The 16817-nt window shown below is 36.8% G+C and carries 10 protein-coding genes; 1 reads left to right on the forward strand and 9 read right to left on the reverse strand.

Annotation, left to right across the window (positions count from 1 at the left end):
• A partial coding sequence (locus M0D21_RS19785) for a beta strand repeat-containing protein (RefSeq protein ID WP_248332720.1) occupies positions 1-3030 on the reverse strand: 3030 nt, incomplete at its 3' end.
• A 549-nt stretch (positions 3031-3579) separates the two neighbouring features.
• On the opposite strand from M0D21_RS19785, the gene M0D21_RS19790 reads away from it, so the two are divergent.
• Positions 3580-5166 carry a peptide chain release factor 3 gene (locus M0D21_RS19790; RefSeq protein WP_248332722.1) on the forward strand — a complete coding sequence of 529 codons (1587 nt, stop codon included), beginning with the start codon at positions 3580-3582 and terminating at the stop codon, positions 5164-5166.
• 148 nt (positions 5167-5314) lie between these two features.
• Here M0D21_RS19790 and M0D21_RS19795 read toward each other — a convergent pair whose 3' ends face one another.
• The 8 genes from M0D21_RS19795 to nusG form a co-directional block, all read right to left on the reverse strand.
• On the reverse strand, positions 5315-5629 hold the full coding sequence (locus M0D21_RS19795; protein WP_248332724.1) for a DUF3467 domain-containing protein: 315 nt from the start codon (positions 5627-5629) through the stop codon (positions 5315-5317).
• Positions 5630-5694: 65 nt separating this feature from the next.
• Positions 5695-9996, reverse strand: a complete 4302-nt coding sequence (gene rpoC / locus M0D21_RS19800) for a DNA-directed RNA polymerase subunit beta' (protein WP_248332725.1) — start codon at positions 9994-9996, stop codon at positions 5695-5697.
• A 102-nt stretch (positions 9997-10098) separates the two neighbouring features.
• The gene (gene rpoB, locus M0D21_RS19805; protein WP_248332727.1) at positions 10099-13908 is read right to left on the reverse strand and encodes a DNA-directed RNA polymerase subunit beta; all 3810 of its coding nucleotides are present in this window, start codon (positions 13906-13908) and stop codon (positions 10099-10101) included.
• Between the two features lie 134 nt (positions 13909-14042).
• Complete coding sequence (rplL, locus tag M0D21_RS19810) at positions 14043-14420, reverse strand: 50S ribosomal protein L7/L12 (protein WP_248332729.1); 378 nt, start codon at positions 14418-14420, stop codon at positions 14043-14045.
• A gap of 71 nt (positions 14421-14491) precedes the next feature.
• A complete protein-coding gene (rplJ, locus tag M0D21_RS19815; protein ID WP_248332731.1) occupies positions 14492-15013 on the reverse strand; it encodes a 50S ribosomal protein L10 in 522 nt (173 codons plus the stop codon).
• 15 nt (positions 15014-15028) lie between these two features.
• Positions 15029-15724, reverse strand: a complete 696-nt coding sequence (rplA, locus tag M0D21_RS19820) for a 50S ribosomal protein L1 (RefSeq protein ID WP_248332733.1) — start codon at positions 15722-15724, stop codon at positions 15029-15031.
• An 18-nt stretch (positions 15725-15742) separates the two neighbouring features.
• Complete coding sequence (gene rplK / locus M0D21_RS19825; protein ID WP_248332735.1) at positions 15743-16180, reverse strand: 50S ribosomal protein L11; 438 nt, start codon at positions 16178-16180, stop codon at positions 15743-15745.
• A gap of 76 nt (positions 16181-16256) precedes the next feature.
• Positions 16257-16811 (reverse strand): transcription termination/antitermination protein NusG, encoded by a 555-nt coding sequence (gene nusG / locus M0D21_RS19830; protein WP_248332737.1) that lies wholly within the window; start codon positions 16809-16811, stop codon positions 16257-16259.
• Positions 16812-16817: the final 6 nt, after the last annotated feature.

Genomic DNA, 16817 nt, shown 5'->3' on the forward strand with positions numbered 1-16817 from the left:
AACTTCTCCGGTAGCAGCATTGATACCTGTGAACTGTGCCTGGTCCGCTCCTCCACTGATCGTATAGGTAACTCCTCCAATTGGAGTACCTGTAAGCGCAGGGGCACTAGCCGTATAAGGGGCGTTCTCAGGGGCATTCTCTGTAACATTAGCTAAATTTGGATCACAAGTATTAACCGAATTATTTGTTACTGCGCTAGTAGAATTCTGAGGGCTACCAGAAATAGTTGGAATACCAGAACTATTAACCCCTGTAGCAGAGTTTGCCAAGTTCTCATCTACCGTAAGATTTGAAAAGACAAAACTACCTGCTCCTTCTAAAGCATCAGGACAACCATCATTATCACTATCAATATCTAAATGATTTGCTACACCGTCATTATCAGTATCTAGACTAGTACAATATGTGAAATTTGAAAACAAGAAAGTAATATTTCCGCTATTTGCCACATTACCATCTTGTCTTAATTTATTGGTTATTACACTAAAAGAAGTAATTCGACCATCAATGCTTATATCTGAATAATTAATTGTTGTATCTCCTGAACCATTTGTAAAAGAAGTTATTGTCGGCGATAAACTGTTATTCCCTGTAATAACATGCGAACTCCCACCTGAAGTAGTTGCATAGGAACTATTAGGAAAAGTCGAAGGCGACATTAAGTATCCAACATTTATACTCTGTACACCAGGTCCAGCAGCATTTACAGTAACTTTATCTCCTTGATCTATTCCTGACCATCTAAATTTAACATTAGATACTGCCTGACTAAATGTAAATATATACGTAACATTTTCACCTATTCCATCGTCGATTGCTTGTCCTTGCACCCTTAATGCTGTAGTATTTTCAACCTGTAATTGAGAGAGCGTACCTCCATTTACCTGATTTACAGTTGTAGTTAAGTCTACATCAACACCATTGAAATCAAAAATATTATTGATTTCCCCTACGGCATTTTGGTTTCCCGCTGGTGCAGTTCCAACATTAATATCTGAACTGGCACAGTTTAATCCTTCATTAGTATCTAAAATTCCGTCATTATCATCATCGTCATCACAAGCATCTCCAACTTCGTCATTATCACTATCTACTTGAGTATTCATAACTGTTGGACAATTGTCTAATACATCGCTAGTTCCATCACCATCAGTATCTATAACAAAACCATCAACAGAAGAAGCTACATTGGTTCCCGCTATTGCCGTAATAATTGTAGGGTCATCTCCCTCAGTTTGAATTGCGTTTGTAGGAAGATCTGTATCTGAATCTAAAACATCAATAGTTGTACTACCAGGGGGCACCGTGGCACTATACGTTCCATCAGGATTAGTCTGAACGGTTTGAGTGTTTCCATTTGCATCAGTTATTACAATGGTTACAGATCCAATTCCAGATTCACCGCCATTTTGGCTTCCATTACCATCTGCATCATTATACACCAATCCGCTAATCGTTCCAGGGTTTGCACAGGTTACTGCACTATTCGCTATACCTGTAACCGATTCTCCGCTAGCACCACTTGTTGCTCCATTAGTAGGAAACTCTGTTACTGCGGCACTAGTGGTGGTTCCGTTTGATCCTCCATTAATATTAATAGTTGGTGTACCCGCTGAGATAGCCACGAATCCAGCTCCTCCTCCTCCTCCGGGACCTTCACTTTCATTATTGGTGATTAATTGATCACCTCCATCCCCTCCATTTGCACTTAAAGTTAATGTATTCGCAATAGAAGCTGCTCTCAAGACAATACTTCCACCACCTCCACCTCCACCTGGTGCGTCGTTATGACCTCCTACTGTTGGTAGAGCGTTGGCTCCATTAGCTATTATATTTCCAGAACCTGTAATCGAAGTAGCTCCTAGCAAGATCATACCACCTCCGTTTGCAGCATCTTGACTAGCACTATTATTTCTATCTCCAGCTCCTCCTCCTCCTCCGAGGAATATTCTATTTTGTTCATTAGCAATAAGAGGTCTTCCTCCCAGTCCTCCAACTGGATCACGTCGGTCTCCTGACCAAGCACTATTTCCTGGAGCTATGGTTAATGCATTTTGATTACTCGCACCATAAGAGTACCCTCCTCGTCCTCCACCTGAAGAATTTGTAAGAGCATTTCCATTGGCTATATAATCTGGATCTAATGTCCAAGCCGAAGAACCTGTACACGTCGAACACATTACTCCTGCCCCATTAAACCAAGTATTACTATTATTACCATTGGATCCTCCTCCACCTCCAGAGTTGTGTCCATTTCCACCACCTCCACCATTGGCAGGGGCTCCTCGTCCATATCGCCCTCCTAGGGCATCATAATCTGCTTGATAACCTACAATACTCTCACCTTTCTCAGCAGAATCTCCGCTGCTGGCAGTTACATAATCTGATTCTAAATTCGCTCCAGTAGGAGACGTACTATTTTCAATTTCTCCTCCTCTAAACCCGAGACCAGAAGCATCAATATCCCCTTCTATATCAATAGTAACAGCATTTATCACCACTACACCACCTCTTCTACTACCGGCAAAATCTTCCCAAGCCAAAGGTACAACCGACGCTCCAGCCTGAATGGTAAGTGTATTGTATTGAGGTACTTTGACCACTTGAGTTCTTCCCGCTACAAAATAAGAATTCGCCACAGAGCATGTGAGTGTAATCGCGTTTATCGATACTGAAGAAACGTAGGCAAATTCATATAATCCAGAACTTCCATAATCCGTAATATCACCATAACTGACCGTATTAGTCGTATTTATAGTAGCTCCTTGAGCTTGGTAAATTAGGACAAGATCACCACTTGCTAGTCCTCCTAAATCTGAGGCCACATCATTTACATCGATAGTTGTATCTCCCGCTGTAATATCTGAAGTTACTGGACTGTAAGTATTTAAAACTGTGTTGGCTGCTGTAACTATTAAATCTCCATCCTTACCAGATTGAGCATTAAGGGAAAAATAGGTTGCCATTAACAGAATCAAAAAAGACAAAACTCTTCCTTGACCCACTAGACTTGGAGTAATTTTTTTCATAGTTGACGATGTGTTTACAATCTCATCTATAAAAAACGATAAAGGGGATGTTTTTTATAGATTATTTACAAAACCGCATTAAAACTAAAATTCACATTACGGTTTTACCGTAATTCGACACGAAAATAGTTAAAATAAACGTTAAAATGACATATTCTGTCGTTTAATTACCTACAAAATATCGATAAAATGCATTTTATATCGATAAAAAGCATATTTATATTCGTTAATAATCATCTAGGGGAAACTGCTAAAAATTACCAAATAACCTAAATACTGCATCTTCTCAAGAACCAATTATTTGTCTAATTAACAATTTACCGGTTTACTTATTGTTAGGTTTGGTGTTGCAAAAGTTGTACATAAAATTAAAAATTTAACAATTATTCTTATGGTTTTCCATAACAAAATCGACAAAATACACAGTGAAGCGATAAAAGACACTATAAAATCTAAAAAATACTCTTTCCTTATATATTATTTGATAGTGCAAATCTATCTCTGGTTGATTTTTTAAATATTATATTTGCATCCTTATTTGATAGATTTATGAAATTTACTGAGGAAATCAACAGAAGAAGGACATTTGGAATTATATCACACCCTGATGCAGGAAAGACTACACTGACCGAAAAACTTCTTCTTTTTGGAGGTGCTATACAAGAAGCCGGTGCCGTTAAATCTAATAAGATAAAAAAAGGCGCTACTAGTGACTTCATGGAAATTGAACGCCAAAGAGGTATTTCTGTAGCTACATCTGTACTAGCATTTGAATATCAGGACATCAAAATCAATATTCTAGATACTCCTGGACACAAAGATTTTGCTGAGGATACATTCAGAACATTAACCGCAGTAGATAGTGTAATCGTAGTAATCGATGTAGCCAAAGGTGTTGAGGAACAGACAGAGAAATTGGTCTCTGTATGCAGGATGCGAAATATCCCTATGATTGTATTCATCAATAAACTTGACAGAGAAGGGAAAGATGCTTTTGAATTATTGGATGAAATTGAGCAAAAGCTTGGTTTAACCGTTACTCCATTAAGTTTTCCTATAGGAATGGGGTATGATTTTAAAGGTATTTACAATATTTGGGAAAAAAACATTAACCTTTTTAGTGGAGACAGTAGAAAAGATATAGAAGAGACCATAGAAATCTCAGATCTTTCTTCTTCAGAACTTAATACTTTAATTGGTGATGATGCAGCCGATACGCTTAGAGAAGAAGTAGAGTTAGTAGAGGGTATTTATCCGAAATTTGAAAACAAAGAATACCAAAACGGAACCTTACAACCTGTGTTTTTTGGTTCGGCATTAAACAATTTTGGGGTAAGAGAACTTTTAGATTGTTTTATCTCTATTGCTCCACCCCCACGCCCTAAGGAAAGTGATATAAGACTGGTAAAACCTGAAGAACAAGACTTTACAGGATTTGTTTTTAAAATACATGCCAATATGGATCCAAAGCATAGAGATAGATTAGCGTTTATCAAAATTGTTTCGGGGACCTTTGAACGTAATGTACCGTATTTACATACAAGGCATAAGAAAAAATTAAAATTTTCTAGTCCTAATGCATTTTTTGCAGAGAAAAAGGAAATTGTAGACATTTCATACCCTGGAGATATCGTTGGTTTACATGATACCGGGAACTTTAAAATTGGCGACACGCTTACCCAAGGAGAAATACTGCACTATAAAGGAATTCCTAGCTTTTCTCCAGAACATTTTAGATATATTAATAATGCTGATCCTATGAAATCTAAGCAACTAGCTAAAGGAATAGATCAATTGATGGATGAAGGTGTAGCGCAGTTATTTACATTAGAATTGAATGGGCGTAAAGTAATTGGAACCGTAGGAGCACTGCAGTATGAAGTTATTCAATATCGTTTGGAGCATGAATATGGAGCAAAATGTACATATGAAAACCTCAATGTTCACAAAGCATGCTGGGTAGATCCTGAAGATCCTCTGAATGAAGAATTCAAAGAATTTAAACGAGTAAAGAATAAATTCCTTGCCAAAGACAAACAAGGACAATTGGTATTTCTAGCTGATTCTTCATTTAGTCTTCAGATGACACAACAAAAGTATCCTAGTATTCAGTTTCATTTCACTTCTGAATTCTAGAGCATTCTAACATAAGTTATACATTAGCATAAAGGTAAATACAAAAAAAGACAAAAACCCGCTTAAAACTGTTTATTTTAAGCGGGTTTTAAATTTTAAATTATGAAAAACAATACTATTTTTCATATCTATAGGAAATACCTATACACTAAGCTTCTCCTGTAGGTCCAAAATTCATAGGAATTGGAACCTGTTCATAATCTTTTATTTCTCCATGAGCCGATTCGAAACGATTAACATTATCATTCAGAGCTTTCAAAAGTCTTTTTGCATGTTGAGGAGTTAAAATAATTCTACTTTTAACCTTGCTCTTTGGTCTGCCCGGCATAATATTTACAAAATCAATCACAAACTCTGAAACAGAATGATTGATTATAGCTAAGTTACTATAGATCCCATCTGCAACCGCCTCATCAAGTTCTATATTTAATTGATTCTGCTTTTGGTTTTTGTTTTCGGCCATATTAAAGGTCTTGTTTATTGCTTTCTATAAAAAAGAAAGCCTGCCTAAAAAGGCAGGCTCTATAATTAGTTATAATTAACTTCTTGTCGCTGTTCCATTCTATCTTCATATTCTTCTTTGGAACCTACAATGATACTTTCATAGTCTCTCATACCTGTACCTGCTGGAATTCTATGTCCAACAATTACATTTTCTTTAAGACCTTCAAGTGAATCAACTTTACCGCTTACCGCAGCTTCGTTTAATACCTTTGTAGTTTCCTGGAAGGAAGCTGCAGAGATAAATGACTTAGTTTGTAGCGAAGCTCTTGTAATACCTTGCAGTATTGGAGTCGCTGTAGCTGGAGATGCATCTCTTGCCGTTACTAAGTTTTTATCATCTCTACGTAAAACAGAATTCTCATCTCTTAAATCTCTTGGAGAAATGATCTGACCAGGTTTTAGGTTTTCACTGTCACCGGCATCTTCAACTACTTTCATTCCAAAGATTGCATCATTTTCTTCGATAAAATCAGATTTATGAACTAATTGATTCTCTAGGAAAATAGTATCACCTGGATCCTGAATTCTAACTTTACGCATCATTTGTCGTACTACAACTTCAAAGTGCTTATCATTAATTTTTACACCTTGTAATCGATATACTTCCTGCACTTCGTTAACAAGATATTGTTGTACCGCAGAAGGCCCTTTAATTTTAAGGATATCTTCTGGAGTTACAGATCCATCAGATAACGGCATTCCCGCTCGTACATAGTCATTCTCCTGTACCAGAATCTGGTTAGAAAGTTTCACCAAATACTTCTTGATCTCTCCTATTCTAGATTCAACAATGATCTCTCTGTTACCTCTTTTGATTTTTCCGAAAGAAACAACACCATCGATCTCGCTCACCACTGCTGGGTTAGAAGGGTTACGAGCTTCGAATAATTCGGTTACCCTTGGAAGACCTCCTGTAATATCACCCGCTTTAGCAGATTTACGAGGAATCTTCACTAAGATCTTACCTACTCCAATCTTATCATTATCATCAACCATAAGGTGTGCACCTACTGGTAAGTTGTACGAACGAAGTACTTCGTCTCCTTTACCCATAATTAAAAGGGTAGGGATTTTCTTCTTATCTCTAGATTCAGATATCACCTTTTCCTGGAATCCGGTTTGTTCATCAATTTCTACCTGGTATGTAATACCCTGTTCAATATTTTCATATTTCACTTTACCGGCAAATTCTGAGATGATTACACCATTATATGGATCCCATTGACAGATCACCTGATCTGTTTCTATTTTATCTCCATCCTGAACGAATAACTGAGAACCGTAAGGAATTAGATTTGTACTTAAAACGATTTTCGTTTTAGGATCAATTACCTTAATCTCAGAAGTACGAGAAATTACTACATCAATTTCATTTCCTTCTGTGTCTTCTCCTTTTACAGTTTTTAATTCTTCAATTTCAGCTTTACCTGCAAATTTAGATTTTAACTGATTCTCTTCAGAAATGTTACCTGCAATACCTCCTACGTGGAAGGTACGTAATGTAAGCTGAGTTCCTGGTTCACCGATTGACTGTGCGGCAACTACACCAACAGCTTCTCCCCTTTGAACAGTTTTACCTGTAGCAAGATTACGTCCGTAACATTTTACGCAAATACCTTTCTTGGCTTCACAAGTCAGAGCAGAACGCACTTCAACAGACTCTACTGGAGAGTTCTCTATAATTTCGGCTGTTGCTTCATCTATTTCAACACCTGCTTCTACAAGAACTTCTTGTGTCAATGGATTCACCACATCTACTAATGAAGTTCTACCTACAATTCTTGCAGCTAATCCTTCAATAATCTCTTCATTCTTCTTCAGCGGTGTAACTTCAACTCCTCGAAGCGTACCACAGTCTTCAATATTTACAATAACATCTTGAGCCACATCAACCAAACGACGTGTAAGGTATCCAGCATCTGCCGTTTTTAATGCGGTATCTGCAAGACCTTTACGAGCACCGTGAGTAGAAATAAAGTATTCAAGAATCGAAAGCCCTTCCTTAAAGTTAGAAAGAATCGGGTTTTCGATAATTTCACCTCCGGCAGAGTTAGATTTTTTAGGTTTTGCCATCAATCCACGCATACCTGTCAACTGACGAATCTGTTCTTTAGATCCCCTAGCTCCAGAGTCAAGCATCATATATACCGAGTTAAACCCTTGTTGGTCCTCTCGAATACGCTTCATAGATAACTCTGTTAACTCAGCATTGGTCGAAGTCCAAATATCGATTACCTGATTATAACGTTCATTGTTTGTAATAAGTCCCATGTTATAATTGGCAACGATATTATCAACCTGACTATTTGCATCAGCAATCATTGTATGCTTTTCTGCAGGAATAATAATATCTCCTAAACTGAATGATAATCCTCCCTGGAATGCGAAATTATACCCTAGGGTTTTAATTTCATCAAGGAAGCTTGCAGTTTCAGGAACACTAGTTACTTTAAGAATTCTACCAATAATATCTCTTAAAGATTTCTTAGTTAAAACCTCATTTACGTATCCACCTGCTTCAGGTACTTTTTCATTAAATAAAACTCTACCTGTCGTGGTTTCTATAATTTGATTAACAAGTTCTCCTTCTTCATTAAAGTCTTTTGTTCTAACTTTAATATTTGCATTAATATCTAATCGTTTCTCGTTATACGCAATGATAACTTCTTCTGGAGAATAAAACGTTAATCCTTCTCCCTTGATTTCCAATTCAGGAGTAGATTTACGAGACTTAGTCATATAGTAAAGTCCCAATACCATATCCTGAGAAGGTACGGTTACCGGAGAACCGTTTGCAGGGTTAAGAATATTATGAGAAGCCAACATCAATAATTGAGCTTCTAATATTGCTTCTGGTCCTAAAGGTAAGTGTACCGCCATCTGGTCACCATCGAAATCTGCATTAAATGCTGTACATACCAATGGGTGCAACTGGATTGCTTTACCTTCTATAAGCTTTGGCTGGAACGCCTGAATACCTAAACGGTGAAGCGTAGGAGCACGGTTCAATAATACCGGATGTCCTTTAAGAACATTCTCTAAGATATCCCAAACAACAGGCTCTTTTCTATCTATAATCTTTTTAGCAGACTTTACAGTTTTAACAATACCTCTTTCAATCAGTTTTCTGATTACAAAAGGTTTGTATAATTCTGCTGCCATATTTTTTGGAAGACCACACTCAAATAATTTCAATTCTGGTCCTACAACGATTACCGAACGAGCAGAATAATCAACACGTTTACCCAGTAAGTTCTGACGGAAACGTCCTTGCTTACCTTTTAACGAGTCTGACAATGATTTTAATGGTCTATTTGAATCTGTTTTAACAGCAGATGCTTTACGTGTGTTATCGAATAATGAATCTACAGATTCTTGAAGCATACGTTTCTCGTTACGTAAAATTACTTCAGGAGCTTTGATCTCCATTAAACGCTTCAAACGATTATTACGAATGATTACACGACGATATAAATCGTTAAGATCTGAAGTTGCAAAACGACCACCATCAAGAGGTACTAACGGACGTAATTCTGGTGGAATTACCGGTACCACTTTAAGGATCATCCACTCTGGACGATTCTCTCTATTTTTATTAGCATCACGTAACGACTCAACAACCTGAAGACGCTTTAAAGCTTCAGTCTTACGTTGTTTAGATGTTTCGTTATTTGCTTTATGTCTCAATTCATAAGAAAGGGCATCTAGATCGATTCTTCTTAAGATTTCGATTAAGCATTCTGCACCCATCTTAGCGATGAATTTATTTGGATCATTATCATCTAGATAAAGATTTTCCTGTGGAAGACTATCTAAGATATTAAGATACTCTTCTTCTGTAAGGAAATCCATTTTCTGAACAGGTTCTCCCTCTTCATTTTTAGCGATACCCGGTTGAATTACCACATAACGCTCATAGTAGATAATCATATCAAGCTTCTTTGAAGGAAGCCCTAATAAATATCCAATTTTATTAGGTAGAGAACGGAAATACCAAATATGCGCTACAGGAACAACAAGATTAATGTGTCCTACACGGTCTCTACGAACTTTCTTTTCTGTTACTTCAACTCCACATCGGTCACATACGATCCCCTTGTAACGAATTCTTTTATATTTACCACAAGCACACTCAAAGTCCTTTACAGGTCCAAAAATACGCTCGCAAAACAAACCATCACGCTCAGGTTTGTGAGTACGATAATTAATAGTTTCAGGTTTTAAAACCTCTCCATTTGATTGCGCCAAAATAGATTCTGGAGAAGCTAAACCAATAGAGATTTTGTTAAATCTCTTTACTGCATTCTTATCATTATTTCTTGCCATAATATATGGTTGCTAAAGAATTATTGTAATTTAAATTTGAATAGTCATTAGAATAACCTGTATGCTTTCTGAAATTCATCAGAAGCATACAGTTATCATATACTATTCCTCTAATCTGATATCAAGTCCCAGACCTTTCAATTCGTGCATTAATACGTTGAACGATTCTGGCAAACCTGGTTCTGGCATAGGCTCTCCTTTAACAATACTTTCGTATGTTTTAGCTCTACCAATAACGTCATCAGATTTTACAGTCAATATTTCACGAAGCGTACTTGAAGCTCCATAAGCCTCTAGTGCCCAAACTTCCATCTCTCCAAAACGCTGACCTCCAAATTGCGCTTTACCTCCAAGAGGTTGCTGAGTAATCAACGAGTATGGTCCAATAGAACGAGCGTGCATCTTATCATCTACCATGTGACCAAGTTTAAGCATGTAGATCACACCTACAGTTGCTGGTTGGTCAAAACGATCTCCGGTTCCACCATCATAAAGATATGTGTGCCCAAATCTTGGTATTCCCGCTTCATCGGTAAGCTCATTAATCTGATCAAGAGAAGCTCCATCAAAAATAGGTGTAGCAAACTTTCTACCCAATTTCTGTCCTGCCCATCCTAATACAGTTTCATAAATCTGACCAATGTTCATACGCGAAGGTACCCCAAGTGGATTAAGTACAATATCTACTGGTGTTCCATCTTCTAAGAAAGGCATATCTTCTTCTCTTACGATACGAGCAACAATACCTTTGTTACCGTGACGACCTGCCATCTTATCACCTACTTTAAGTTTACGTTTCTTAGCAATGTAAACCTTAGCAAGTTTAATAATTCCTGATGGTAATTCATCTCCAACAGAGATTGTAAACTTCTCTCTTCTTAAATTACCTTGTAAATCATTTTCTTTGATCTTATAGTTGTGAATTAAATCAGCAACCATTCTATTAAGATCATCGTCGGTAGTCCAGGTTCCTTTAGTAAGGTGTGTATAATCATCAACACTATTCAGCATTTTTTGAGTATACTTTTTACCTTTTGGAAGTACTTCTTCTCCTAGATCGTTCATAACCCCTTGAGAAGTTTTTCCACCAACAATAGCAAATAATTTATCTACCAATTCAGACTTTAACAGTTCGAATTTTGTATCATAAGATCTTTCAAGGATTTCGATATCTTCTTTATCCTGAGATCTTTTTCTCTTATCTTTTATTGCACGAGCAAATAATTTTTTATCGATAACTACACCGTGTAACGAAGGAGAAGCTTTTAAAGAAGCATCTTTAACATCACCAGCTTTATCACCAAATATCGCTCTCAATAATTTTTCTTCCGGAGTAGGATCGCTTTCTCCTTTTGGAGTAATCTTACCGATAAGAATATCACCTGGTTTGATTTCTGCACCAACGCGAATCATCCCGTTTTCATCTAGGTCTTTAGTAGCCTCTTCAGAAACGTTAGGAATATCATTGGTTAATTCTTCATTACCAAGTTTGGTATCTCTAACTTCAAGAGAATACTCATCGATATGAATAGAAGTAAAGATATCATCTCTTACCACTTTTTCAGAAATCACAATTGCATCCTCAAAGTTATACCCTTTCCAAGGCATGAAGGCTACTTTCATATTTCTACCAAGAGCTAATTCTCCATTTTCTGTAGCATATCCTTGACATAATACCTGTCCTTTAGCTACTTTATGTCCTACTCTTACAATTGGTTTAAGATTGATACTAGTTCCCTGATTGGTTTTACGGAACTTGATAAGATCATATGTCTTAGAGTCTCCATCAAAACTAACCATTCTTTCTTCATCGGTTCTATCGTATTTGATAGTAATTTTATTAGCATCTACATATTCTACAACACCAGAGCCCTCAGCGTTAATTAAAACTCTCGAATCTGAAGCTACTTGACGTTCTAAACCTGTTCCTACAATAGGAGCATCTACTCTTAATAATGGTACTGCCTGGCGCATCATGTTTGATCCCATCAAGGCACGGTTCGCATCATCATGCTCCAAGAACGGAATCAAAGATGCAGAAATAGAAGCAATCTGGTTTGGTGCAACATCTGCATAATTTACGTTGGTTGGTTCAATAACTGGGAAATCCCCTTCCATACGTGCAATTACCTTATCAGACTCAATTGTTCCATCTTCTTTTAATGGAATATTGGCTTGAGCAATAAGCTTCTCTTCTTCTTCTTCTGCACTTAAATATGTGAATCCACTAAGGTCTACTTTACCATCCTCAACTTTACGATAAGGTGTTTCAAGGAATCCCATTGAGTTCACTTTTGCAAATACAGAAAGAGACGAAATTAAACCAATATTCGGTCCTTCAGGTGTTTCAATCGGACAAAGTCGCCCGTAATGTGTGTAGTGTACGTCACGCACCTCAAACCCGGCTCTCTCTCTTGATAAACCTCCTGGTCCTAATGCAGAAAGTCTACGTTTGTGAGTGATCTCTGCTAATGGATTTGTTTGATCCATAAACTGAGATAACTGGTTGGTACCAAAGAAGGAATTGATCACCGATGATAATGTCTTAGCATTAATCAAATCGATAGGTGTAAACACCTCATTATCCCTTACGTTCATTCGCTCACGAATGGTACGCGCCATACGAGCTAAACCAACACCGAATTGCTGAGATAACTGCTCTCCCACGGTTCTAACACGACGGTTAGATAAGTGATCGATATCATCTATCTCTGCTTTAGAGTTAATTAACTCAATTAAATATTTTATAATGGTAATAATATCTTCTTTGGTAAGCACTTGCTTATCCATTTCAATATCAAGACCTAATTTCTTATTCATTCTGTAACGACCAACCTCACCTAAGTTATAACGCTGATCAGAGAAGAATAACTTATCTATAATACCTCTTGCCGTTTCTTCATCTGGCGGTTCTGCATTACGAAGTTGACGATATATATGTTCTACCGCTTCTTTCTCAGAGTTAGTAGGATCTTTTTGCAATGTATTATGAATAATTGCGTAATCTCCTTTCTGATTATCTTCTTTGTGAAGTAGAATGGTTTTTGCTCCAGATTCTATGATTTCTTCAAGATGATCTTTATCAAGAACAGTATCACGATCTAAAACAATTTCGTTACGCTCGATAGATACCACTTCTCCAGTATCTTCATCCACAAAGTCTTCATGCCACGTATTTAGAACACGAGCAGCTAACTTTCTTCCTAAAACTTTTTTCAACCCGGACTTAGAAACTTTTACTTCCTCTGCAAGGTCGAAAATTTCTAAAATATCTTTATCACGTTCAAAACCAATTGCACGGAAAAGTGTAGTAACCGGTAATTTTTTCTTTCTATCGATATAAGCATACATCACGCTATTAATATCGGTAGCAAATTCTATCCAAGAACCTTTGAAAGGAATTACTCTGGCAGAATATAATTTTGTTCCATTTGCGTGGAACGATTGTCCAAAGAATACTCCCGGAGATCTATGTAACTGAGAAACTACAACACGCTCAGCCCCGTTAATACAAAAAGTACCACTAGGTGTCATGTAAGGAATAGTACCAAGATATACATCCTGTACAATAGTCTCAAAATCTTCGTGCTCTGGATCTGTACAGAATAATTTAAGACGTGCTTTAAGAGGCACACTATAAGTAAGACCTCTTTCAATACACTCCTGAAGGTCATACCTTGGAGGGTCAACAAAATAATCTAAAAATTCAAGTACAAATTGATTACGAGTATCAGTAATCGGGAAGTTTTCCATGAAGGTATTATAAAGACCTTCGTTTCCTCTTTCTTCAGATTTTGTTTCTAATTGAAAGAAATCCTGAAATGATTTGATCTGGATATCTAGAAAATCTGGATATTCAGGTCTGTTCTTTACAGAAGAGAAATTCAATCTTTCAGTTTGCGTTGCTAACATCAATGGACGGAATTAAATTAAAATTTTTAAAAGGGGTGCGTATAAAAAAACACTTAACATTTATATACGCAAAATGGTTTAGACCTCAGAGAATACTCTCTGGGTCTAAACCTATGTGTTAATCTATGGTAAGCTTACTTAAGCTCAACCTCAGCTCCAGCCTCTTCTAATTGAGTTTTAAGAGCTTCTGCTTCATCCTTAGCTACTCCTTCTTTAATTGGTTTAGGAGCACCATCAACTAATTCTTTAGCATCTTTAAGACCAAGACCTGTTAATTCTTTAACAAGCTTTACAACTGCTAATTTAGAAGCACCTGCAGCCTTTAGGATTACGTCGAATTCTGATTTTTCTTCAGCAGCATCTCCACCTCCAGCAGCAGCTCCACCAGCTACAGCAACTGCAGCAGCAGCAGGCTCAATACCATATTCTTCTTTTAATATATCAGCTAACTCATTAACTTCTTTTACTGTTAAGTTAACTAATTGTTCTGCGAAATCTTTTAAATCTGCCATTTTCTATCGTTTTAAATAATTTTTTTTAATTGAAATATAATTTGTTAAAAAGTGCGTACACTATTAAATGATTATCCTTCTTTTTCGGATAATGTTTTAAGGATACCTGCAAGTTTACCTCCACCTGACTTTAATGCAGAAACTACATTCTTAGCAGGAGACTGTAATAAGCCAATAATATCTCCGATAACTTCTTCTTTAGACTTAATGCTAACTAAAGCGTCTAAGTTTTCGTCACCAACAAATATAGCTTCTTCAATAAATGCTCCTTTTAAAAGAGGTTTTTCAGATTTCTTACGAAATTCTTTGATAACCTTTGCAGGTGCATTACCAGCCTCAGCAAACATAATTGAAGTGTTACCTTTTAATACAGTAGGTAACTCTCCAAAATCCTTATCTGAATTCTCCATAGCTTTTGCTAATAGAGTATTCTTTACTACTTTTAATGATACATTAGCTTTGAAACAAGCTCTTCTCAAATTTGAAGTTGTTCCTGCGTCTAAACCTGAAATGTCGGCTAAATAAATATTAGCGTTTTCAGCTAACTGAGCAGTTAAGTCTTCAATTACTAGTGATTTCTCTTCTCTTGTCATAATCGTTTATCTTAATTACCCAGCAAAGTTTTTCGCATCCACTTCAACACCAGGGCTCATTGTAGAAGACATGTATATTGATTTAATATACACTCCCTTTGCAGCTTGAGGTTTTAACTTTACTAATGTTGTTATTAATTCTTTCGCGTTACCCGCTATTTTTTCTGCGTCAAAAGAAGACTTTCCAATAGCAGCATGAACGATACCAGTTTTATCAACTTTAAAGTCTATTTTACCAGCTTTAACATCAGACACAGCTTTAGCCACATCCATTGTTACCGTTCCTGTTTTTGGGTTTGGCATTAATCCTCTAGGTCCTAAAACACGTCCTAAAGGCCCTAATTTACCCATAACGCTAGGCATAGTAATGATTACGTCAACGTCTGTCCAACCACCTTTGATTTTATCAAGGTACTCATCTAAACCTACGAAGTCTGCACCTGCCTCTTTAGCTTCAGCCTCTTTATCTGGAGTTACCAAAGCTAATACTTTAACGTCTTTTCCTGTTCCGTGAGGTAAAGTTACCACACCACGTACCATTTGATTTGCTTTACGTGGATCTACGTTCAAACGAACTGCAAGATCTACAGAAGCATCAAAATTTACGTTTGTTATTTCTTTTACTAAAGCAGAAGCTTCAGCCAATGTATAGGCTTTATTCTTTTCAACCTTAGCTTGGGCTTCTTTTTGCTTTTTAGTCAATTTTGCCATTTTGTAATCGTTTTTTGATTAAAAAGGAGCTTGTCCTTTTACGGTTACACCCATTGAACGAGCAGTACCAGCGATCATTTTCATAGCAGACTCTACTGTAAATGCATTTAAATCCTGCATTTTATCTTCTGCTATAGCTTTTACCTGATCCCAAGTAATACTTGCTACCTTCTTACGGTTAGGCTCACCAGAACCTTTCTTCTGTTTTGCTGCTTCCAGTATTTGAACTGCTGCTGGAGGAGTTTTAATAACAAAGTCAAAAGACTTATCGCTATAAACACTAATAACAACAGGTAATACCTTACCTTGCTTATCTTGTGTTCTACCATTGAATTGCTTACAGAATTCCATGATATTCACTCCGGCAGCACCTAGAGCAGGTCCAACTGGTGGTGATGGATTTGCAGCACCTCCACGAACTTGAAGTTTTACAACTTTACTTAACTCTTTAGCCATTTTTCTAATTTTAAATTAGAATTGTTCTACAGTTGGAAGCAAAAGAACAATTCTGGAATATATAATGTAACAATTATTATACTTTTTCTACTTGCATATAACTGAGTTCAAGTGGAGTCTTTCTACCAAAAATCTTCACCATTACTTCTAGTTTACGCTTTTCTTCATTTACCTTTTCTACAGTACCATTAAACCCATTAAAAGGTCCATCTATTACTTTCACAATCTCTCCTACTGTATACGGTATAGCAACGTTATCAGTTTTTACCGCTAACTCATCTACTTTACCTAACATTCTATTAATCTCTGCTTTTCTAAGCGGTACAGGATCTCCTCCCTTAACTTCACCCAAAAAACCAATAACACCATTAATAGATTTAATAATGTGAGGCACTTCACCTGCCAGGTTAGCCTCTATCATTACATATCCTGGAAAGTATACTCTTTCTTTATTGATCTTCTTTCCATTTCGAATTTGCACTACCTTTTCGGTAGGAACAAGAATCTGAGAAACAAAATCCTCAAGACCCATGTGCGCAATTTCTCGCTCTATATAGTCTTTAACTTTATTCTCTTGACCACTAACAGCCCTTACCACATACCATTTCTTCGAATTATCCACTTCAGCCATTACAGT

The organism is Aquimarina acroporae (assembly GCF_023195925.1).
Taxonomy (GTDB): domain Bacteria; phylum Bacteroidota; class Bacteroidia; order Flavobacteriales; family Flavobacteriaceae; genus Aquimarina; species Aquimarina acroporae.